Here is a 20485-nt window from a genome sequence, read left to right on the forward strand (position 1 = left end):
CCCACCCTGCGGGCAGGGAACGAAAGCCCATCGGCGCACGCCCCCCGGCGCACTCCCTGACCTTGATCGGCTACACCACGACAAGGGACGCCATCCGACCGCGCTGCCTTGACCAGCAGTGCCGCACCCCCGACACTTGATGTATGACACCTGTACTACAGGGCTAGGAAGGAGGAATGATGACCCCTGAAACCCGAGGTAAGAAAGCCAAGCCGGCCGCAGCCCACACGAAGCGAGGCGAGGCAAGCGTTACGCGGGGCAAGACCACCAAGGCCCCTGCGATCACCAAGGTTGCGAAGATCACGAAGTCTGCTCCCAAAACTGATCAGTACCGTGGCGTACTCCAGCAAGGCAGCTATTCACGTTCTACTGAAGTGGCTCAAGTCAGGCTGAGGCCTGACGAAATGGCAGACCTGCGCCTGGTCATGCAGGCCCTTAGTCTGCCGTCGGTCTCCGATGCGCTTCGAGAAGGACTCCGCTTGCTCTCGCGTGAGGCAGCTGAGGTAGCAGCTGCTGAACAGATTCGATCCTTCTACCAAGGGGAGCATGCTCCTACTCCGGCGGGTGTGCTGCCTGCCACCGCAGAAGAGTTGTCAGCAGGGGACGAAATCGAATGGTAAACCCCGGCTCTGCGTTGCGCGGTGAGGTCTGGGGGTGCATGCTTCCAAATCCTATTGGCGCGCATCCCGTAGTCATCCTCACGGTCAATCGCATTGCCGAGCCACTATCGGCGGTGACCGTTGCTGTGGTCACAGGGACGTCTGGCCCCGACGCCACTCATATCCCTATCGGTCCTGAATGCGGTGTTACCAAGTACGACGAGTCTTACGTCAACTGTTCCGACCTGCACACGGTCGATAAGTCCAGGCTCCGTAGGCGTCTCGGATTGCTCGGCCCAGCCGAGATGCGGCAAGTCGAGGACCGCGTCCGCGTGATCCTGGGGCTGTCCTAGTGCGGCCTGATCAGTCAGCCTTAATGCTGGAGGGCGGTCCGAAGAATCGGACCGCCCTCCAGCATGTGCGGCGTCGCTACATGGAGTCGCCTTCCTCCTCCAATGCCTTTGCAATCTTCGCGTTGGCCGCTTCCTCGTGACCGTCGATACACCCGTGATAGCGGCGGTGGATCACCTCGGGAGAGTTGCCAACCCGCCGGGCAACCTCAGCGATCGGTACCCCAGCGTTCAGCCACCGCGTGATGCAGGCGTGCCGCAGGTCGTACGGGCGTCCGGCCAAGGGCGAGTCGACGCGCTCAGGTGGGAGCGCGTACTCCCGCGCTTCCTCCCACACCCGCCAATAGGTGGATGAGCCGACCACGCCCCCACGTTCGTTGCCGAACACTCGCCCTTCCTTGGCCGTGCCGAACGCGTCCAGGTGCGCCCGCAGGATCGCCACCAGGACAGGCGGGATAGGCACCGGCCGGTCGCTCTTGGCCTCCCTGGCCTTCAGGCCGCGGCGGTCGTGCCGCTCGCCGGAGTCGGTCCACTGCTTACCGGAGACGGGACGTGTCTCCCGGAGCGTCAGCGTGCCCCACTCTGTGTCCGGGAGGTGGCAGTCAGACCGTCTCAGTCCGACCGCCTCAGCCGGACGCAGGCCCGCGTAGTACAGCACCGCGTAGAAGGCCATCAGGCGCCTCCCACGGCACCGATCCCACGAACCGACGTAGGAGATTGCCGCGAGCAACTGCCGGGCCTGTAGGGCGTTCACGAGGACTCGCCAGTCCACCGCGTCATTGGCGCCGACGTGCTTCCGGCGGGCGCGCTGAAGCGGGTTCTCCGAGAGGTCTCCCGCGAGCACCGCGTGTTCTAGGGCGGTGTTGAGGGCTCGCCGGCGGCGCCTGTACGTGTCGCCCGCAGCCGGGGTGCCGTCCAGCTTGTACCCGAGGCGATAGAGCACGTCTTCGAACACCGCAGCGTCTGCCACATCGGCCACCGGACGGTCCGTCGTCGTGAGCCAGTCATACGCGGCCTTGAGGTCGGGAGGCGGATCCTCGCCCGCATTCGCGGGCACGATCCCCCACCGGAAGGCCAACCGCAGTTGCTCATCCGAGGGAGCACCGTCCCCGCGCTTGACCATGGCGAGCGTCACGGCTGCAAGACCGTCTGCCATGCCCTCTCGGGTCTTGGCCGCGCTCATACGCCACCGCTCGGCGACGTACTTGCGGCAGAACTCGAACCACCGCAACAGCGGTTCTTCTTCTGAGGCTTTCGCCGCTTCCGCTGCCCCACGGACTTCGGACTCAGGCTGTCCGCTTGCGATCTCGAAAGCCTCGCCGCGGCGCATTGCCTGCCGCAGTTCCGAGCTTCGGTTTTCGGCGAGTGCCGACGTGGCGAACGTCGCGCTACTCACCTTCCCTCCTACGACCCAGCGCAGTTGATAGGGGCGCGCTTTCCGGTTGACCTTCGTGACTTTCCACAGCCGGATATCGAGGGAATACCCCGGCTTCGCCTCCCCGTGCGGCCGGAGGACAGGAGCGTTGTCATCCGTGCTCACGCAGCGTCCTCCCGCTCTGCAAGCCAACTTCGTACTCCGACCGCCGGATCCGTACGTCGCCGTTGGGGAGTTTGATGGCACAGGGTCCTTTGCCGAGTTGGCGCCACCGGTAGAACGTCGACGGCGCGACCTTCAGATCCGTGATGACCTCTTGGACGGTCATCTTTTCGTCCTGCGTACGGGCGCTCATTCCGCCTCCCCCTCGGCTTCATCCGATCCGGACAGGCCGGACAGCTCCAATTCCGACTGTCCTGGGTGTTCGTGCTACTGGCGCAGAGCACTTGTTCCGTGGGTGCGCTATTCCTGGCTGTCCTGGGCACGCGTGCACGGCTCTCGACGACTGCTTCGTGAGGGATTCACCGGCTGGGTCGACGCGGAATGTGCGAGGGCTGTGACAGCGACCAGCTCGTTTCACGGCCTTGTCACTGGCAGCAGGCAGACTGTGCGGCATGACTTCGGTGACCGCACATGACTATGCCTGGATGCGTTCCTCTCCGTTGTTCCGCTATGCGCTGGAGACCGGGTACACCCTGACCCTCGTGCGGGGCGTTGCCCCAAGGGAGGTGTTGCAGGTGATGGAGGCGGAACCCCAGGGCACGTGCACAGGGGCGGACGCGTTGATCAAGCGGCAGGACGAACTGGGCGACCCGACGGACTACTGGGACGAGTCCTTCATCGCGGGAGCATTCACCGTCCCAGGCGAAGGTGGTGACTGGACGCTCGTCCTGCACGTCGCAGACGGGGGCATGGGGATGCAGTCGCGCTTTCTGGAGGTCTTGTCGGATGGCGGGTGCGTTGTAGTGCACTCCAGCAATGGAGGTAAGCCCATGCACTTCTTCCATTGGTATGAGGACGGGGAACTCCGGACCACCTTCGAGTGGCCCACGGCCAGGGCCGGCAGCACTCCCGATGCCCTCAACTCGGTGATGCGTGAGGTTGGCTTCGCGCTGTCGGACGACGAGGGCGAGAAGGGCGAGCGTGTCGACACCAAGGCCGCGGTCTTCGCCCTCGCCGAGCGGCTGACCGGGGTTCGGGTGACGGAGGAAGTGCTCCGGGATGCCGAATACCAACTCGGGCTTGTGCCCGAGGAGCCCGCAGAGGAGTGGACCGGCATCGTCATCGACATCACCGACGCTCACGGGGAACGTCTCTACAAGGAAGTCACCCGCGACGAGGTCGAGGGCGCTTTTGTCCGCGCTCGAGACGAGGCCACAGGACCGGCTATCAACCGCGGGCCTTCATCACCCACTCCCTGACCTGCAGCAGTGCGCTATGCCTGAGCCGAGAGCGTGAGCTGGATGATTAGCCGCCGTTTCGGCGGCGCCGTGGGTGCCGGTTCGGGGTCGCTGGGCACGGAGTACAGGTGCAGGGGCGGGATCGGGTTGGCGCTCATGCCGCGACCGTCCTCGGGCGCCGTGCTCCGGCCCGCAAGCCGGAAGCGATGGTGCGCCGCGCCTCACGCTCGCCCTGCCCGACTTGGAGCGCGGCCGTGAGGAGCCAGCCGATGACGTCGGCCTCGCCCAGCTCGCCCCCGGACACGAGCTGCCCCAGGGCAACCGCGGCGACGTAGAGCGCGTTGTTGTGCTCGTGCGGGCCGGAGCCGGTGACCCTCTCCACTTCCCCGTTGATCGCGGAGCGGAGGAAGGCCGTGCGCCGACCGTGACCGGTGAGAGCGACCGTGATGGGCGTCTGCGGGGGCAGCGGCGCAGGGCGCAGAAGGTCGGCGAGCCAGCCCGGCAGGGGCGCCACGGGACGGTGGTGGGTCACCGTGTACGAGTGTCCGGCGACGGTGCTGTCGGCGCCGACCACGAGTCCGCCCCAGGCGCGGGTGTCGACCTTCCGCCCAAGGCCGCGGGCGCTGTCTCCGGCGGTGTTGCGCAGGGGCTCGCCCTCGGGTGCGAGGAAGTACAGGTGGGTGCCGCCGCTCCAGGTGCGGACGGTGTAGGTGTCGCCGGGGAAGGGCCGGCCGTGGCGCGTGCAGAGCACGGCGAGCACGTCGGCGCCGTCGGTGACTCCGTGCTGGGCCCATGCGGCCAGCGGGGTGTCGCCGGGGTGCTTGGGCTTGTCCAGGTCGATGACGATCAGGCCGGAAGGGCCGGTGGCGATACCGACGTTGAAGGCGCCGACGGACCACGCGCGGGTGATGCGCTCCGGGTCCGTGGTGGCGCGGGTCTCCCAGTCGGAGACGGCCGGGCGCTTGTCGCCGGGGATGAGGGGGAAGACGCGCCAGTCACGCGACGCTGCGTCAAGCGCGGCGGTGAGCTGGGCAGAGCCGTCCAGGTGGCAGCGTCGTGCCGGTCGGTGGCATCATCCCGCCCCATCGATCGGAGCCCCCTCAATCACGGAGAGGCCGAAGGTGTCCGCGGCCCGGTAGCGCTCGCCGTACCGGTCCACCCGAGCCAACAACTCGGCGGAGGCGACGAGCATGGTTGCCAGGGCCACCGGACGGAGCGGGTTGGCCATCGGCCGCCGGGTCGGGGCGCGCAGCCACTCGTAACGGTCGCCGCGCGGGAATGGGGCCGGGAACGACGACCGCGGAGCCGCGGCTCAGGTAGCGGTGGGCGGGTGCAGTGCCCTCTTCCTGTGCGAGGTAGCCGGGAAAGACCAGGTCACCCGCAGACAGGTAGGTCATGACGCTTCTCGCCTCTTCCTTGGCAATGGCCGTCAGGGCATCGGCGATGTCAGCCGGGCGGGTCGGTCCCCGAGAACCGTCGATCGCATAGGGCGCCCAGGCCTTCTGGGCATCAAGGACCAAGCCGTACACGTGCTCTTCAACGGAGCCCGCATCCCCGCTCTCTACCCGGCCGAAGCTGGGCGTCGAGGTCGGCACCGGCCGACGTCGACAGGCGCTCCGCCATGTGGATCTGGGTCATGGACCGTGTTCCTTGTCGTTGAGGTTCTCGGTGGGCGCCGGTCCGGGATTCCCGCCCCGTTCCGACACTGCTAATTCGATCAAGTTTTACGGCGCGGATCAAGCTATATGCGCAGGTCAGAGGTGCTTTTTACCCGGCTTCGCGACGCCGGGCAACCGGCCGGTCGGGGGGCTCCCTCCTCGGTCGGGCAGGCGCCAGCCGACCGCGGGCCGTGCCGGGGTGCCGGGCTCGCGCTTGCGCGACCGCCGCAGGCGGCTTGGCCTGGCGGCCCGGTGCGGGCTGTGGTCCCCTCCGGGGGCCCGGCCGGGGAGGGAACCCCCCCGACCCCCACCACCTGCCCCCACCCGCCCACGTCAAGATCGAAAACGGCCCCCCGCCCCCTTCGAGGGAGGGCCGGGGGGTGTGGAGGGCCCCCCGCATCACCACCGGCGGCGGGCACCTGGCCCGCACGGAGCGCCACCGCCGGCGCCGGGGCAGTGCTGCGACATCTACGTCCATCACCGGCCTTGGAACCTACGTTCCCCGCCGCGGACGACTGCGTCCCGCTGCCCGACGGCAGCGGGACGCGACCAAGGGCCTCATGTGCCGCTGGTGTCCTGAGGAGACGGCCCCGATGCTCGGACGTCAGCGCGTCATGGTGACGGGCTCACCGGCGTGGCACCGGTTGTCGCTCGTGAAGCGTCGTCCGTCGGCGATCCGCCCGGGTGTACGGGGGGCCGCGCCACGTTCTTCGGGTCCCAGGGGCCGGTTGTCGGCACCGATTCGCTCAGACCGCCCGCCGGAGTCAGTGCCAGGGCACGTCCGTATGAGGTCCCCATGCAGGGCGTGTCGGCTCTCTCGAGTGTGATCGTCGTCCTTTCGTCGACGCTGGGCGCATGTGCTCCCGGTGCGGTGATGCGCAGCCGGACGGTGACCTTGCGGGTACTCCAGTCCTTCCGGGTGCTCCAGTCGTCGGGAAGGGTGTCGTTCGCGCTCAGCAGCGAGGCGGGGTGGAAGCTGCCCTGTCGGCACTGGTCCTCGACGCAGAGCTGGTAGCGGCCCTTCGCGAGATCCGGGTAGTCGGACGCGAGCAGGAGCACGGACACGGCGGAGCCGGCCCGGGACATCGTGCAGGGAGCCTGCTGCGGCGCGCAAGCCGAGACCAGCGTGAGAACTCCGCATGCCGCCAGCAGCACACCGGTCCTGTTCGGTGCGGTCACCACTTCTTCACTCCTCCTGGAAGGGCCTTCTCGGCAAGTGCGATGTCCGTGAAATCAACCGTGCAGGGAGCGTCCCAGAGGTCACTGCAGTCGTGGTCGCTGTTGTTGCTGCTGCCGACGCTGGAGCAGTTCCCTCCTGAGATGACTCCCTTCGCGTAGACGTAGCCTGCCTGGTTCCCGGACTGCAGAACCGTGTAGACCGGCCCGCCGGAATCGCCGCTGATGACACACTTTCCGGAGTTCTTGGACCCCTCGGTGACGTTGTGGGCGACCGAACCGTTCTTGTATTTGACCCGGAGCCTGGTCTTGGTGACTTTCCAGCCGCATACCTCACCGCTCTGCCGACCGCCGGTGCAGAATTGCTCGCCGACCTGGGATCGCGTGGTCCACCGGTTCGCCACCCGGCGCAGGCCGGAGCTGGTGGAGCCGCCCTTGTAGATGCGGGCGGAAGTGGTGCCGGCGTACAGCTTGATGAGCGACAGGTCGCCCGACCAGTAGTCCTGTCCGTGGAATTTGATCGAGCCGGACGAGTTGTAGTTGTCGTAGACGGCGTACCCCACGTCGGTGGTGGTGGGGAAGTAGACGAAGTCCTTGCTCTGATCGAGGCAGTGGCCGGCACTGAGTATGTAGGGGCTGCTTCCGTTGGACCAGGCGAATCCTGTGGTGCAAACGCTGTACTTCGTGGCCCCGGAAGCCTGGGCGTAGTACTCCGCGCCACCCTTGAAGGGGCTGGCGTCGTGTGCGCGGTCCGCGGTGTTGTCCGCCGTTCCGGACCCGGGGTTGACCTCCACGGCGACGGTTTCGGTGCCGTAGCGTTCGCCGAGTTGGTCCGCCAGGGCGTCGTCCTTGGCCGGGACGGTGACGACCACACGGTTGCGCTGGGCGTCGACCCAGGCCGTGTCCATGGCTGTCGCGCCGGAGACGTCGTCCAGGGTGAGGATTTCGTCGGCGACGGAGTCGAGTTCCGACTGGCTGTGGGTGACGATCTCCGAGTCGGGGGTGACGGTCGCGTCGGTGGTCGTCACGGCATCGGCGATCCCGTCTTCGGTGGTGGTGCTGCCGTCGGCGTCCTCGGCCGAGTCGGGGACGCTGTCATCGTCGGTGCCCAGGTCGGCGGGGATGTCGGTGATCTCGATCGGGGCGACGGCGGTGCTCATGGCGCCGGCAGTCGTGACGGGGGCGACGATGTCGCCGGTGTCCTGGTCGAGGTAGGGCGGTGCGAGGGTGTCGGGCGATGCGTCGGCCCGGTCCTGGGCGCTGTCCAGCGCGGCGGACTGGACCACGGTCGGCGCGAGGAGGGCGCCGGTGTCGCCCGGATCGAGGGTTGCCACACGCCGGAGATCGACCGTCACCGCTTCCGAGGGGGCCGGCGAGTCGGGCCCGGTGAACACGGCTCTGATCTGGAGGTCGCCCTCCGCGGTGAGGGCGTCTGTGTTCCAGTTCAGCGCCGATGTCTGGCCGGCGGTCATGCCGACGGGCCAGGTGACGGGAGTCCCGTCGAAGGCGTACGTGACCGTGCTCGCGTCGATGGTGGTCCAGGCGTCCCCATCGGCACGGCGGTACTGGAAGGTCGTACCGGTCAGGTCAGCGGGGCCGGCGGCGACCAGGGTGACGATGTGGCCTTCCTCCTCGCCGCTCAGGGGGCTGGTAAGTCCGGCGGTGCCGACGTGGAAGGTGTAGGTGGTGGCTGCGGAGACGTTGCCCGCGGTGTCGGTCGCGGTCACGGAGAGGTGGTGGCTGCCGGTGGTGGCCGGCGTGAGGGTGACCGCTGTGGTGGCGCCGCTCGTGTTCCGCACGGTGGTGGTGCCGTTGTCGAGGGTGTAGCTCACCTTCGCCAGCCGTGCGTCCTTGGAGGTGATGGTGAAGGTGCCCGGCAGGTCGGAGTCTCCGGTCCAGGCGTCTGTCGGGTAGTCCGTGGACCCGACGGTCGGGGCGGCGGGGGCGGTGGTGTCGACGGTGAAGCGGTAGTGGGCGGCGGGTCCCCACACCCCGGACGCGTCCACCGCCCGCACATGCAGGTACCAGGTGCCCTCGGGTTCCGTCACGCTGCAGTTGGGGGTGGTGGTGTCCACCGTGGTGTCGGGGACGGTCTCCGTGGTGGAGTCCACCTGGTAGCTGTATCCGGCCGCGGTGCCGACGGTGCTCCAGGTGGCATTCAGGGCGCCTGCCGGGTAGGCGGCGGACTGGTCGGGGTGGGTGGTGGAGCCGATGGTGGGCAGCAGGACCGCCGAGGCGTTCACGGTGAAGGCGAAGTGGGCGGCACCGGCAGACCAGTTGCCCGCCTTGTCCTTGGTGCGGACGTGCAGGTACCAGGTGCCGTCGGCGGTGACGGTCGTGCTGTAGGAGGTGCCGGTCTGCGTGGTGGTGGTGCCGGGGATCGTGGTGCTGGACTGATCGACCGTCAGGGCGTAGGCGGCGATGCCGGAGCTGTCGTCGGGAGCGGTCCAGGTGAAGGAGGCGAGGCGGCTGGGGTAGGTGGTTCCCGGTACCGGGTGGGTGGAGGAGCTCACGGTGGGTGTGCCGGGGGCCGTGGTGTCCACGTGGAACGCGAAGGTCCTGGTGGCGGACCACAGTCCGGCCTTGTTCTTCACCGCGGCGTGGACGTACCAGGTGCCGTCTGCCCTGCCGGTCGTGGACAGGGCGGTGGAGGTCTGTGTCACCGCGGTGCCGGGGGAACCGGTCGGGCTCTGGTCGTAGCTCACCGCGTAGCCCGCGATGCCGCTGGTGTCGGTGGCGGACAGGGTGCCGGTGAAGGACCCGGTCGGGTACCAGCTCGACGGGGAGGCGTGGCTCGTGGAGGTGATGGTCGGCGCCGCGGGGGCGGAGGAGTCGACGACCAGGGTGTTCCAGACCGACCAGGCGGTGGAGGTGTCCGTGCCATCGTCGGCCTTGGCCCGCCACTTGTATGTGCCGGTAGGCAGGATCGCCGAGGTCCATGAGCCCGTGGCACCGGACAGTCCGACGCCGGAGCTGCCGCTCGACTGCAGGTTCGTCTGGGAGTTGTCCCAGACCTCGAAGGTGTAGCGGAGCTGGTCGGTGTCGGCGTCGGTCGCCTTGGCCGACAGCGTCGGCGTGGTGTCGCTGGTGGCGGTGCCGGACGCGGGCGCCACCAGGGTGGCCGTGCCCGGGTAGGAGTTGTAGTTGACCACGAGTTTCGGCGCGTATCCGCTGGTCGCATAGTTCGCGGAGCGGAATCGCCGCCAGGTCGTGGAGTTGGCCTCGTCGGCGCTGCGTACCTGGATGCCGTTGTTCGCGGCGCCGTCGGCCCAGTCCTGGACCATCCCGGTCAGTGACCAGTTCGACCAGTTGGCGGGGCAGGACGAGTCATAGCCCCAGTGGCCGGTGTTGGTGGCCATGTTGCTCGTGGTGGTCGACGGCTGGCTGCCCCAGGTGATCGTCGCCGTGTCGAGCGCGGACGTGATGCGGCGGGCCTGGGTCGGCGGCCCGGAGGTCGCGCAGGTGGAGGAGTAGTAGGAGTACAGCGACATCGTCGCGGACGTGATGTGCTTGCCCGCGAACGGTGCGACGTTGAACTTGACGTACGAGCGGGCCACATCACTGCCCGCGTCGTACGTTCCCGACTTCAGTTCCTGCGAACCCTGCTGGGAATCGGGATAGTCGGGGTTCTGCACCCAGGTGTCGGTGGTGACGGCGAGGGTCGACGAAGGGTCGATGGTGACCGGGTAGGTCAGATCCTGGGTGAAGAAGCCGGGATCAGGGGTGATCACCAGGGTGGTGCCGTCGTCGCCGGTCTCGATGCTGGTGTCGACCTCGGCCTGGTGCGCCGGATCACCGGACGCCCGGTCGAAGGAGGAGTCCCACATGCGTGGAGCCGGCGCCTCGGCGACCAGTTTCCCCGCGGTGTCCTTGAGCAGGAGATGCCGGGTCGCCTGATCCTTGGTCAGTGCCAGACCGGTGAGCGTGAGCGGGATCCGGTACGAGAGCGGGCCGGTGGGCGCCCGGTCGAGTACCACCGACTGTTCGAAGCCCTGCGCCAGGGCCTCCACCGTCAGGGATACGCCACTGCCGAGGTCGTAGGTGGCGACGTTGCCGTCGACCGTCGGTTCCGGCAGCGCGCTCTTCCATCCGATTCCGAAGGTCTTGGACCCTTCGGACACTGCCGCGAGGTGTTTGTCCCCGCCGTCGGAGACAGCTATCTCGCCCGTGGACGCTTCCGGTTGCAGACGGTCACCGACGTCGGTGAGGTCGGTGCTGATGTCCGCCCATGAACCGTCGTCCTGCTTCACCCGGACCGGTCCGGCGTAGGTCTCCGTGGTCAGCGAGCCGTCCGGATTCGCGTACGTACTCGTGTCATCCGTGCGTTCGGAGAGCGCCTCGATCCGCCGGTTCTGCGACCAGGCCATCATCCGCGCCGACGCGAGAGTCTGCGCTTCCGCGGGACCGTAGTCCGGCGTGGACATCTGGCCGGGGTCGGACGCGGCGGGTTCGTCCGCCAGGGCCCGGCCGGCCGGGCCGGCGAGGGTGACGCTCTCCACGACCAGGGCCAGCACGGCTATGGCGGCGATACGGCGAGCTCGGGTGGAACGCGCTGCGCGCCCCGGGCCCGGTCTCCGTCTTTCCTTGAACGGTCTCACGTACACCTTCTCCATCTGCACAGGGACTTCACAATCCCAAGATCGGCGAACGTACCTCTGCCCGGTGAGTGCGTCAGCTGCGATCAAGTGAATTTCCGGCCAACTAGGATGGCTAGATATCGCCCTGCGAGGGGTTAACGAGCTCCAGGCGGGCCAGTCGCTCGGGGTCGGCGAGGATGTACATCTCGGTGATCCGGCCTTCGGCAACGGTGACCGCCATGACCGACAGCGGGCGTCCCTCCTGGACCGCGTCGTCGGCCTCGGCGAGCGAGCCGAGCATCCGGTAGGCCACCGCGCGCAGTTGGCCGCGGTGCTCCTCGAAGCGCCGGGCCAGCAGTTCCGTGTTCTCGGTCATGGGGGCGCCCTACCGGGAGAGGAGTTCGAAGGCGACCGCCGGCTTGCCGCCGAAGCGGTCGCGGTCCGCGGCGGTGTGTTCGGTCAGGAAGTCGCGGATGTGCGTCTCGGGGTCCTCGTCGGTCAACACCTCGATATAGGTACGGTGTTCGAGGAGTGAGCGCACCGCCCGGTCCAGGCCGGGCGAGGCGTCGACGGCGTGCGTGGCGGCGGGTGACGCGGCCACAGCGACCCAGCGGACACCGTCCCAGGGCTCCAGGCCCTCCCAAGCTGATGTCCTGTCATCCAGGTCAGCTACGAGCTTCCCACAGCCAGCACCCGAGCGGTTTGGACTGCCGTTCGCCCGGGCTGCGGCGCTGGGGCGCCGGTCCCGGCCGAGCGGCAGACCGACGGCGAAGTGGCATAGCGCGTAGCAAGCGGCCCCGCACGTCATCCGCCGGTGGAAACAGCGACGTACGGGGCCAGCCGACCGGTCGCAGGAGCACTCTCGGACCGCAACCAGCCGGAGTTTCGGAGTCGAAGTGATCAGGCAGCGGACGGGCTTCGACGGGCTGCCATCGCCCCCTCCGCCGTCGTATCAACGTGGCTGGCCGTCTCCGCCGTGAGGCCCGACGTGATCAGGGTTGGGACGCTCCCTCGACGCCCGCCGCGGACCGGGCAAAGGCGGTTAATGACATCCGCACCACGTTGCTGCAGGGCCTGGCGGGCCTAGCTCTGCTGATCGGCGCGTTCTTCACCTGGCGCCAGCTTGACGTCAGCCGCCAAGGTCAGTTCACCCAGCGCTTCACGGCAGCAGTGGAACAGCTGGGCAGCAACAGCCCGGAGGTACGGATCGGCGCGGTCTACGCCCTCGAACGCATCGCCTGGGACTCGCCGGGCGACCGCGGGCCGATCGCGGAGGTGCTGTGCTCCTTCGTGAAACGCAATGGCCCGGCCGCGCCCCTCGGCGACCGTCCTACTCCCCACGATGTGGCGCATAAAGGCGAATTGGCCCGTACGCACGGCGGGGGCACGTCCACGACGACACGGACGAGTTCTTCCTGGTGCTCGACGGGGAGCTGCACATCTCCTTGCGCGAGCCCGAGGGTGAACGCACGGTCCTGCTGCGGCAGGGGGCGGTTCTCACCGTCCCCGCAGGTACGGAGCACAAGCCGTACGCGCCGTCCGGAGCCGCGATCCTCATGTTCGAGCCGACCGGGACACCGACCGTGGGCGACCGCCACGACGAGATCCCCGCTCACGTGGACGCGACGACCGGACACATCCTCAACGCGTGAGCGGACAGAACAGAAGTCGGGACCACCAACGGTGATCTTGCCGCAACCCAGGCATGAAGGCGGGGATTGGGACTCCTGACCAGCTCCGGATTGTCGAACTCCCAACGGGCTGATCAGGAGGCCCTTGTGACGCGTCTTGCCGTTCCGAGCCGATGCAGTCCAACCCGGCTGCACGGTCGTGTGATTGCCTTGCTCACCGGTTCGGGAATGCGGGCGACCATCCGGATCGGGAGTCGCGGCACTCCTCGGACATGAGCGACGCGAAGTGGGCAGTCGTACGGGACGCGATGCCGGTCCCACCCTGGCTGGAGGACCGGGACGGGCACCGCCAGGTCGTCGAGTCCGTCTTGTCCGCGCTGCGGATCTGCAGGCCGTAGTTGGTGGAGCCGTCCGCCCACGCCTGAGTGGTCGCCTGCAGTTTCCTGTTCGACCGGGCGGCCGGGCAGGACGACGAGTAGCCCCAGTGCCCGGTGTTGGTCGCAACCCCGTCGTGATCGTCGAGTGCTGTGCACCCCACGTGATCGACGACGAGGACCACGTCGACGTGATCCGGCGGGCCCGGGTGGCGACGCCGGAGGTGGAGCAGGTCGCCGAGTAGAAGGTCTACAGCGACATCGTCGCCGACGTGATGTGCTTACCAGCGAACTTCGACATATCGAACTTCAGGTACGAACGTGCCGTGTCCGTACCGGAGTCGTAGGTGCCCGACTTCAGCTCCTGCGAGGAGACCTGCGAGTCGGGGTAGTCCGGGTTCTGCACCCGGGTGTCCGTGGTCACCGTGAGGGTGGGGGTCGGGTCGACCGTCACCGGGTACGTCGCGGTGGCCAGGGACTCCTAGTCCGGCGTCAGCACGAGGGTCTGGAACCGTCGTCGGCGGTCTCGATCTTCGTGGAGACCTGCTCCTAGCACGCGGACTCACCCGAAGCCGGGTCCTTGGACACATTCCGCATCATCGGGGCCGGCGCCTCGGCGACCAGCTTCCCGTCGGAGTCCTTCGGCAGCCGGTGGCCCGAGTCGGCCTGCGACAACTTGAACCGTCCAGATCCAGACGGCAAAACTCCGGGCGGACAGGTTGGTCTTGGTCGACAACTCGTCTACCAGGAGCTTCACTTCGTCACGTACGGGGTGCCCCGCTGCCGTGCGACCTGACCTGGGCCGGGGGGCTTCGCATCGGTCTTCAGAGCGCAGGCTGCGCAAGCGCCACCCGCCGTCCCAGACCGAACTCCTCGGCCTCGTCGTTACTGACGATCGCAACTGCTCCTGCAGGGACCCCGGGCAGCGTGGCCACGCGGGATGCCACTGCCAGCAGATCTCTCTCACCGGCTCCGGTGACGAAGAAGACGTAGACGTCCCCGTCCTCCTCTCCCTCATCGAATACTTCCACGTCACCCTGGTCTTCGAGATCGGACAGGAAGTCCTCGACCTCCTCGATCCAGGGAAACGGGTAGGAACCGTCCGGTAGGTCGGGCGCCGGAAGCAACGGGACGTGGATCTCAACAACCGTGTTGGGCACGAAGGCATCCTGCCCTCAGAGCCTCCACCAGGCTCAACCGGGGGGGCGAGCCGCGTCAGCAGCCCTGCTGAGCTTGAAAAGGGCCCACGCTCCACCAGCGGTTGTCCCGGCAGATCCGCCACGCGGTGCGGTCGGCCATCCCGGCCCCGGCATCACGCGCTTCATCGCCCAGGAACCGGTAGCCGAACTCCGGGTAGTCGCGGTGCGCGTCGAACAGCGCGTTCGCGTGATATGCCTCCGCCAACACGGCGTCGGCAACCGGCTTGCCCAGCCCGCGGCAGTAGGGCTGTCCGGCGAGCTTCAGTACCCGGCACGCAACCCTGACGGGCACCCCGTCCCCGGCCTCGCCGCGGCCGTCCTCGCCCTGGAGCGGCAACGCTGAATGACCTCAGTGCGTGAGCGTCCGCGTCTTTCTCCCTCGTGAGCATCCAGGCCCCCGACCAGGGCGAACTTGTGCACGCAGGCTCTCCACGACACTCCGATCCCAGTTCGCCATACCGGGCGATATCGCACGATGAGTAGGGAGACCGCCTGAGCAGGTTGGGCTGATCCAGGAGCGACGGATCGGAATCGCGCGGTTCCCATCGCACCCCGTGCTGAGCCCTTCGCTATGTTCTTCCGGGCTCGTGCCAGCGGGTCCCACGCATATTCGAGGGGGAAACGTGCCTGGTGAGCGGCTTGACGCGGAGTGGGTCCGGTCTTGGTGGGAGCAGGCCGACGCGGCGCTGACGGAGCTGATGCAGTCCTTCCTCCCGACGCATGGCTTCCCGCCCGGCAACAACGCCGTGATACTCGCAACTGACGACAGCCACCAGGCGACGGACGCGCTCGTGGAGCTGACGCCGATTCCCTCCGACCTGACCACCCTCTACTGGGTGATCAGCGAGGCTTCGCTGCCCGACGTCGACAGCGGTTACTTCATCCACTCACCTGCGACGGCGGCGGAGCACTTCCGCGAGTACGGCCCTGCCCCCATTGAGGACGAATGGATCGCGGTGGTCTTCTCCAGCGACGGAGGAGGCCATCTGTTCGCGATCGGAGACAGCGGACAAGTCTGGAAGTCCACCACGGCTTCCTGGTTTGCCGACTTCAAGGTTGCCGCGTCCAGCTTGCAGGAGTTCCTCGAACAGCTTGGCCGGCGGATCGCGAACCAGCCCTGATCATCGGCCGAAGCAAACCGGCCCCCTGACCCATGGAGACCGTCTCACTCCAGGCTGGGGAATCGCCAGCAGATGTGGGGTTGCCCATGAGAAGGGGGTGGCCGATTTCAAGGTTCTGTCCGCAGTTCCGAGTTCCGTGAGCCCTGTTCAGAAGGACCGGTAGATCCCCTCGGGATCATCGTGAGCCCATGCGGCGTACTCCTCGAAGCCCAGGTTGCCGATGCTCAGGTTGGCGTGGATGTCGTGGACCCCTGCGGGGACGGTGCGGAACTCACGGCCGAACTCGGTCAGCTGCTCGTAGTCCTCGTCGTCCACGCACTCCTCCCGCGTCAGCGTGGTGACCGCCGGCAGTGTGTGGCTCTCGGCCTGCATGGTTGTCCGGTCGGCGGAGAAGACAACGGCCAGGTTCTCGTCGGCGCAGACCGCACTCAGCGCCTCGTCAACAGTCACTCCTGCCCAGGCCGGGTCGTCTATGAAGTGGACGTGCGCCTCGTACTGCCTGTCTCCCCAGGGTTCCATCAGCGCCGCTGTCACGTCCTGCCACGCCTGATCGTCGTGGTAGTCGGTCCTGACGACCAGGACGTCCAACTCATCACGGCCGGTGGCGGCGGGCAACGCTGTCATGGATCCTTCTCCTCGGTGACGATCGGTGAGCCGTGCCCGACTGCCCCACGGGCCGTCAGTTCACACGCCCGTTTGACGCTGCGTACTTCACTGCGGTGCGACGAATCGGTCGCCACCTCGGTCCACCGAGCACGGATCGCCTCGCTCAGGGCATCCCGATCGACGTGCCATCCGCCCGTATCTGCCTCGACCATGGGTTTCCGGACCTCGCTGTCGTGCTGCAGTGCCCGGCAGGCACAACCTCCGACCTTCGGCGGCTGACTGCGGAGCGGGGTGGGGTGGTGCAGCTGCCGGCCGACGGCGACGGGGACATGTCCGTGGCTGCGGCGCCGCCCTCCGTCGTGGCGCGTCCGCGGTGTCCGGGCGTGGCGATCAAGTGGTGAAGGCTTGGGAGGTGGGTCTGGGATGGGGTCTATGTCGTAGATGCGATGTATGAGAAAATGTGTGATGTGTGGCATTTGGTGCTGAAGACAGGCGAGAGGAGCGCATCATGATCGCCAAGCTGCTGGGGAAGCTGTCCTTCACCCGCCACTACGGTGCGTACGGCTCCCACGAATGGGATGCGTACGCCGGCGACGAATAGGACCGAGCGCGCGCTGCCGGCGGGTGCCCAGGGGCGCCCGCCGGGTCGCGGTCACGTGGTCGAGGGCCAGGGACGTTCTCATGGGCGGAAGGAACGAGCCGCCGCGGTTGCCCGGAGGGGGTTTCGCGGCCTGGAGTCGCGACCGGCTGGGGGTGGCGCGTCGTGGCGCCGAGGAGTGCGGGGACGTCTGGCAGCTGGAGCCGGGGGTCTACGTGGCGGCTGCGGCCGAGCCGTGTGAGGCGGTCCTGCGCCGGGCGCAGGACTTTCCCAAGGCCTCCTCGCCTCTCTTCCCGCCGCCGAAGCGGTCGAGCGGAGCACCGACACCCGAGGAGCGCGGGTACGCTCACGCCGCGCGCATGCGCGGACTGCGTGCGCAGGCCGTTGCGGCCCGGATCGGGGAGATCGCGCCCCGGACCGCCCGGTTCGCCGACCAGCTGCCCACGGACCGGGACGTCGAGATCCTGCCCCCGGTCCGGCACACCTTGGCGGAGATCGGCGTGCACTATCTCTTCGGCGAGGATGCTCCCACCCTGCTGCCCTACGCCTCCCAGCTCTTCCTGGCGCGGGAGGTGCTCGTACGCCCCTCGCGCTGGGTATGGCCACGCTGGGTTCCCACACCGGCCCGGCGGTTCCGCACCCGGCAGCAAGCCGCCTTCACCGACGCTCTGCGGCCTGTCGTCCGCCGGCGTCGTTCGTCGGGCCGGCTCGGTGACGACATGCTGGGACAGATGCTCCGGTCCTCCCCCCACTACGGCCTGCTGCCGGAAGAGGCTGTCCTCGACACTCTCCCCGGGATCACCGTCGCCACCTTCGAGACCCCTTCCCGGGCAGCCGGATGGATCCTGCTGCACCTGGCCCTGCATCCCGGGGCGGCGGACCGTGTCGCGGCCGAAGCCACCCTGCTGCCCGAGGACCCGGCCGCGACGGACAGCACCCACCTCGGCAGCCTGCGGTACACCCAGGCGCTGGTCAGCGAGGTGCTCCGGCTGTACCCGCCGAGCTGGCTGCTGACCCGGCGCACCCCGCGGCAGACTCAGCTCGCCGATTACACCATCGACGCCGGATCCACCGTTCTCGTCTGCCCGTACACCGCCCACCGCGACGCACGCGAATTCGCCGAGCCGGACGAGTTCCGGCCCGAGCGGTGGCTCGACGATTCGGGCTCGCGGGCGAAGCCCGGGGTCTTCCTCTCCTTCGGTACCGGGCCGCACGGCTGCGAGGGAACCTCCCTGGCCATGGCGATGCTGACGCTCCTGACCGCACAGACCGCCCGCTGCCACCACCTGAGTGTGCCGTCCGGACCGGAGCCCGGCTATCAGGTCACCACCCTCGAAGGTCTCGCAACTGTCGGCCTGCGCCTGCGTGCCACCTTGCGCGGCTGAGGGCAGCCCGGAAACCGGTGGACGACCGGCTCGACCGGCTCGACCGGCTCATGAGCGGCTCATGACCGGCTCGTCGTGTGCCGCCGGTCGAACTCGTCGGCGAGCATGCCCATCATGACGAGGTCCTGGTGCCGGCCGGAGAGGAAGACGTGTTCCCGCAAGCGGCCCTCCTCGGTGAAACCGAGCCGACGGAAAAGTGCCAGCGACGCCTCGTTGTGGGCGAGGACCGCTGCCAGGCACTTGTGATAGCGCCGCTCGGCGAACATGAAACGCAGCAGCAGGACTACGGCCTCTGTCGCGTAGCCCCTGCGCCGGTGGTCGGCGCCGATCGTGACCTCACACTCGAACCAGCCCGAACGGCGGCCGCTCCGCTGCGAGCCGACCGTGCCGACCAGCTCACCCGTGGCCGTCGCTTCGACCGCCAGGAGGAAACGGTCGTCATCGCACTCGGCTACGGCCTGTTCCTTCGCCCAGGCACGGTATTTCTCCGCGGACCGCGGCAGATCCAGCCGGCTCGCCGGCCGCCCGTCATCGTCGGCGAAGCGCATGAACGCGGTCCAGTCGTCGGGCTCGACGGCCCGTAGGCGGACCCGATCACCAGTCCAGGACGATGCCATGCCCTATTTGATCACGCTGCCGTGTCCGCGGGGCCGAGGCGCACACGGGTCACCGGGGCGGAAGGAATTGCCTGTCGTCCCTCTCCGTGGGGTCGCGCAGCAGCGCATGCGCTGAACTCGCGGGTATCGGTGCCGCTGTTAGGCTGATTTTCTGACCGTCCGCAGTGTGCCTCCTCCTACTTCCTTCGCCGATGTGGGCAGCGCCCCGGTCCGCCCCGGTCCTCCCGTGTTGCGCGCCGGAGTGGCGCCACACGTTCCCGGCTCCGGAGGCGCTTCGGATGCACGGTGAGGAACTGCTGATGTACGACCCGGTTCCCGACGGCGAACGACACGACCCGCACGACCCGCGCGAGCCGCACGCACCGGCGGAGGCGTCGCCGTCATGAGCGGTTGCCACAGCCCGCGTGCGTTCAGGCGTGACGGGCGCATTGTGATCGTCGGTGCGTCGCTGGCGGGGCTGCGGGCTGCGGAGTCCCTGCGTGCGGAGGGGTTCACCGGGTCGCTGACGATGATCGGCGACGAGCTGGGCGAGCCCTACGACCGTCCGCCCTTGTCCAAGCAGGTCCTGACGGGGTGGGTGCCGGCCGACGGCACCAGGCTGCCGCGGCGGCGGGACGTCGATGCGGAGTGGCTGCTGGGGGTGCCCGCGAGCGGTCTGGATCTGGCCACCGACCATGTGCGGCTGGCGGACGGGCGGGAGGTTCCCTTCGACCGGGTGCTGATCGCCACCGGGGTGCGGGCCCGGCCGTGGTTCGTGGAGGCCGAGGCGGCGCTGGAGGGGGTGTTCGTCGTCCGCACCCGTGAGCACGCCGAGGGGCTGCAGCGGGCGCTGGCCGCCGGGCCCTCCCGGGTGCTGGTCATCGGCGCGGGGTTCACCGGTTCCGAGATCGCCTCCGTCTGCCGGGAACGGGACATCCCGGTGACCGTCGCCGAACTCGCGCCGTACCCGCTGGTCGGGGCGCTCGGCGCGATGGTCGGCGAGGTGGCGGCGGAGATGCAGCGCGCCCACGGCGTCGACCTGCGGTGCGGGGTCAAGGTCACCCGGCTGGAGGGCGACGCGCAGGGGCGGCTGCGCCGCGCCCACTTCGACGACGGCAGCACGATCGACGCCGACGTGGCGGTCGTCGCACTCGGGAGCATCCGCAACACCGAGTGGCTGCAGGGGTCGGGGCTGGCGGCGGGCAGGTGGGGGATCACCTGTGACCCGGGGTGCCGCGCCCTCGACGTCAACGGCCGCGTCACCGACGACGTCTTCGTCGCGGGAGACGTGGCGCGCTGCCCGCACCCCGTCTACGAGTACCGGCTCATCGCGATGGAGCACTGGGCCAACGCCGTGGAGCAGGCCGAGATCGCCGCCCACAACATGGTCAACGGCCAGGCGGAGCAACGAACCCACCTGTCCGTCCCCCGGTTCTGGTCAATCCAGTTCGGCGTCAACATCAAGTCCGTGGGCGTGCCGACCTTCGCCGACGAGGTGATCGTCACCCAGGGATCGCTGGACGGCCTGCGTTTCGTCACCGCGTACGGCTGTCGGGGCCGCCTCACGGCCGCCGTGAGCATCGACAACGGCCAGTGGCTGGACCACTACCGGCGGTTGATCGAGGCGGGCGCCCCTTTCCCGCCGCCCTGCCCCACGCCGGACCAGCCTGCCGGCATGCGGCCGGTGCCGGTCGGCTTCCCCGGCCCCGCCCTGCTCGCCCAGGGCGCCACCGTGGTCGTCACCGGACACGACCCGGGCAGTCCAGGGGCCCCAGCCGACCCAGCCGACCCAGCCGAACGACGCGTCGCGGCCGCGCACCAGCACCAGCACCAGCACGGC

General features: G+C 68.5%; 19 protein-coding genes and 4 pseudogenes. 9 read left to right on the plus strand and 14 right to left on the minus strand.

Features of this window, described 5'->3' with window-relative positions:
- The first annotated feature begins 179 nt into the window (after nt 1-179).
- Both ACIQVL_RS34830 and ACIQVL_RS34835 read left to right on the plus strand, forming a co-directional pair.
- Complete coding sequence (locus ACIQVL_RS34830; RefSeq protein WP_403477333.1) at nt 180-620, plus strand: hypothetical protein; 441 nt, start codon at nt 180-182, stop codon at nt 618-620.
- Nucleotides 614-952: a type II toxin-antitoxin system PemK/MazF family toxin gene (locus tag ACIQVL_RS34835; RefSeq protein ID WP_403477334.1), complete on the plus strand. Its 339-nt coding sequence runs from the start codon at nt 614-616 to the stop codon at nt 950-952. The genes ACIQVL_RS34830 and ACIQVL_RS34835 overlap by 7 nt, the downstream gene beginning before the upstream one ends.
- 76 nt (nt 953-1028) lie before the next feature.
- Here ACIQVL_RS34835 and ACIQVL_RS34840 read toward each other — a convergent pair whose 3' ends face one another.
- Both ACIQVL_RS34840 and ACIQVL_RS34845 read right to left on the minus strand, forming a co-directional pair.
- Nucleotides 1029-2489, minus strand: coding sequence for a tyrosine-type recombinase/integrase (locus ACIQVL_RS34840; RefSeq protein ID WP_403477335.1), 1461 nt, complete (start codon nt 2487-2489; stop codon nt 1029-1031).
- Nucleotides 2486-2679: pseudogene (locus tag ACIQVL_RS34845) on the minus strand (helix-turn-helix transcriptional regulator). Before ACIQVL_RS34845 ends, ACIQVL_RS34840 begins: the two are co-directional and overlap by 4 nt.
- A gap of 259 nt (nt 2680-2938) precedes the next feature.
- Here ACIQVL_RS34845 and ACIQVL_RS34850 point away from each other — a divergent pair.
- Complete coding sequence (locus tag ACIQVL_RS34850; RefSeq protein ID WP_403477336.1) at nt 2939-3745, plus strand: DUF6461 domain-containing protein; 807 nt, start codon at nt 2939-2941, stop codon at nt 3743-3745.
- 14 nt (nt 3746-3759) lie between these two features.
- On the opposite strand, the gene ACIQVL_RS34855 is transcribed toward ACIQVL_RS34850, so the two are convergent.
- The 7 genes and pseudogenes from ACIQVL_RS34855 to ACIQVL_RS34885 form a co-directional block, all read right to left on the minus strand.
- Nucleotides 3760-3882 carry a hypothetical protein gene (locus ACIQVL_RS34855; RefSeq protein ID WP_403477337.1) on the minus strand — a complete coding sequence of 41 codons (123 nt, stop codon included), beginning with the start codon at nt 3880-3882 and terminating at the stop codon, nt 3760-3762.
- Nucleotides 3879-4769, minus strand: a complete 891-nt coding sequence (locus ACIQVL_RS34860) for a bifunctional DNA primase/polymerase (protein ID WP_403477441.1) — start codon at nt 4767-4769, stop codon at nt 3879-3881. The genes ACIQVL_RS34855 and ACIQVL_RS34860 overlap by 4 nt, the downstream gene beginning before the upstream one ends.
- 27 nt (nt 4770-4796) lie before the next feature.
- The gene (locus ACIQVL_RS34865) at nt 4797-4952 is read right to left on the minus strand and encodes a hypothetical protein (RefSeq protein ID WP_403477338.1); all 156 of its coding nucleotides are present in this window, start codon (nt 4950-4952) and stop codon (nt 4797-4799) included.
- Nucleotides 4953-5994: 1042 nt separating this feature from the next.
- On the minus strand, nt 5995-6561 hold the full coding sequence (locus tag ACIQVL_RS34870; RefSeq protein ID WP_403444575.1) for a hypothetical protein: 567 nt from the start codon (nt 6559-6561) through the stop codon (nt 5995-5997).
- Complete coding sequence (locus ACIQVL_RS34875) at nt 6558-11072, minus strand: DNRLRE domain-containing protein (RefSeq protein ID WP_403477339.1); 4515 nt, start codon at nt 11070-11072, stop codon at nt 6558-6560. Before ACIQVL_RS34875 ends, ACIQVL_RS34870 begins: the two co-directional genes overlap by 4 nt.
- A gap of 322 nt (nt 11073-11394) precedes the next feature.
- Nucleotides 11395-11511 (minus strand): annotated as a pseudogene (locus tag ACIQVL_RS34880) (sigma factor); the annotation flags it as partial.
- A gap of 9 nt (nt 11512-11520) precedes the next feature.
- Nucleotides 11521-11775, minus strand: a pseudogene (locus ACIQVL_RS34885) (PIG-L family deacetylase); the annotation flags it as partial.
- Between the two features lie 721 nt (nt 11776-12496).
- Between ACIQVL_RS34885 and ACIQVL_RS34890 the strand changes: the two are divergent.
- From ACIQVL_RS34890 to ACIQVL_RS34900, 3 genes are all read left to right on the plus strand, one after another.
- On the plus strand, nt 12497-12787 hold the full coding sequence (locus ACIQVL_RS34890; protein ID WP_403444607.1) for a cupin domain-containing protein: 291 nt from the start codon (nt 12497-12499) through the stop codon (nt 12785-12787).
- A 251-nt stretch (nt 12788-13038) separates the two neighbouring features.
- Nucleotides 13039-13164, plus strand: coding sequence for a hypothetical protein (locus ACIQVL_RS34895; protein ID WP_403444580.1), 126 nt, complete (start codon nt 13039-13041; stop codon nt 13162-13164).
- Between the two features lie 86 nt (nt 13165-13250).
- On the plus strand, nt 13251-13385 hold the full coding sequence (locus tag ACIQVL_RS34900) for a hypothetical protein (RefSeq protein ID WP_403444582.1): 135 nt from the start codon (nt 13251-13253) through the stop codon (nt 13383-13385).
- Between the two features lie 5 nt (nt 13386-13390).
- Here ACIQVL_RS34900 and ACIQVL_RS34905 read toward each other — a convergent pair whose 3' ends face one another.
- The 3 genes from ACIQVL_RS34905 to ACIQVL_RS34915 all read right to left on the minus strand — a co-directional run bounded on the left by ACIQVL_RS34905 (nt 13391) and on the right by ACIQVL_RS34915 (nt 14676).
- Entirely contained in the window at nt 13391-13594 is a 204-nt protein-coding gene (locus ACIQVL_RS34905; protein ID WP_403477340.1) for a DNRLRE domain-containing protein, read from the minus strand.
- A 370-nt stretch (nt 13595-13964) separates the two neighbouring features.
- Nucleotides 13965-14300, minus strand: coding sequence for a hypothetical protein (locus ACIQVL_RS34910; RefSeq protein WP_403444588.1), 336 nt, complete (start codon nt 14298-14300; stop codon nt 13965-13967).
- A gap of 55 nt (nt 14301-14355) precedes the next feature.
- Nucleotides 14356-14676, minus strand: a complete 321-nt coding sequence (locus tag ACIQVL_RS34915) for a hypothetical protein (RefSeq protein ID WP_403444590.1) — start codon at nt 14674-14676, stop codon at nt 14356-14358.
- 286 nt (nt 14677-14962) lie between these two features.
- Here ACIQVL_RS34915 and ACIQVL_RS34920 point away from each other — a divergent pair, with 286 nt between their 5' ends.
- Nucleotides 14963-15460, plus strand: a complete 498-nt coding sequence (locus ACIQVL_RS34920) for a hypothetical protein (protein WP_403444593.1) — start codon at nt 14963-14965, stop codon at nt 15458-15460.
- Nucleotides 15461-15607: 147 nt separating this feature from the next.
- Here the strand turns inward: ACIQVL_RS34920 and ACIQVL_RS34925 are convergent, their stop codons facing one another.
- A complete protein-coding gene (locus ACIQVL_RS34925) occupies nt 15608-16084 on the minus strand; it encodes a DUF6924 domain-containing protein (protein WP_403477341.1) in 477 nt (158 codons plus the stop codon).
- A 663-nt stretch (nt 16085-16747) separates the two neighbouring features.
- Here ACIQVL_RS34925 and ACIQVL_RS34930 point away from each other — a divergent pair.
- Complete coding sequence (locus ACIQVL_RS34930) at nt 16748-18049, plus strand: cytochrome P450 (RefSeq protein WP_403444599.1); 1302 nt, start codon at nt 16748-16750, stop codon at nt 18047-18049.
- Nucleotides 18050-18108: 59 nt separating this feature from the next.
- Here the strand turns inward: ACIQVL_RS34930 and ACIQVL_RS34935 are convergent, their stop codons facing one another.
- Entirely contained in the window at nt 18109-18666 is a 558-nt protein-coding gene (locus tag ACIQVL_RS34935; RefSeq protein WP_403444602.1) for a GNAT family N-acetyltransferase, read from the minus strand.
- A gap of 382 nt (nt 18667-19048) precedes the next feature.
- Here ACIQVL_RS34935 and ACIQVL_RS34940 point away from each other — a divergent pair.
- Nucleotides 19049-20431, plus strand: a pseudogene (locus ACIQVL_RS34940) (NAD(P)/FAD-dependent oxidoreductase); the annotation flags it as partial.
- Between the last annotated feature and the right edge of the window lie 54 nt (nt 20432-20485).

The organism is Streptomyces sp. NPDC090499 (assembly GCF_044769305.1).
GTDB lineage: Bacteria > Actinomycetota > Actinomycetes > Streptomycetales > Streptomycetaceae > Streptomyces.

Excerpts from the sequence above, each read along its gene's own strand:
- ACIQVL_RS34855 (WP_403477337.1), bottom strand. The coding sequence starts at position 3,882 with ATGAGCGCCAACCCGATCCCGCCCCTGCACCTGTACTCCGTGCCCAGC.
- ACIQVL_RS34830 (WP_403477333.1), top strand. The coding sequence starts at position 180 with ATGACCCCTGAAACCCGAGGTAAGAAAGCCAAGCCGGCCGCAGCCCAC.
- ACIQVL_RS34835 (WP_403477334.1), top strand. The coding sequence starts at position 614 with ATGGTAAACCCCGGCTCTGCGTTGCGCGGTGAGGTCTGGGGGTGCATG.
- ACIQVL_RS34930 (WP_403444599.1), top strand. The coding sequence starts at position 16,748 with ATGGGCGGAAGGAACGAGCCGCCGCGGTTGCCCGGAGGGGGTTTCGCG.
- ACIQVL_RS34925 (WP_403477341.1), bottom strand. The coding sequence starts at position 16,084 with ATGACAGCGTTGCCCGCCGCCACCGGCCGTGATGAGTTGGACGTCCTG.
- ACIQVL_RS34865 (WP_403477338.1), bottom strand. The coding sequence starts at position 4,952 with ATGGCCAACCCGCTCCGTCCGGTGGCCCTGGCAACCATGCTCGTCGCC.
- ACIQVL_RS34935 (WP_403444602.1), bottom strand. The coding sequence starts at position 18,666 with ATGGCATCGTCCTGGACTGGTGATCGGGTCCGCCTACGGGCCGTCGAG.
- ACIQVL_RS34850 (WP_403477336.1), top strand. The coding sequence starts at position 2,939 with ATGACTTCGGTGACCGCACATGACTATGCCTGGATGCGTTCCTCTCCG.
- ACIQVL_RS34895 (WP_403444580.1), top strand. The coding sequence starts at position 13,039 with ATGAGCGACGCGAAGTGGGCAGTCGTACGGGACGCGATGCCGGTCCCA.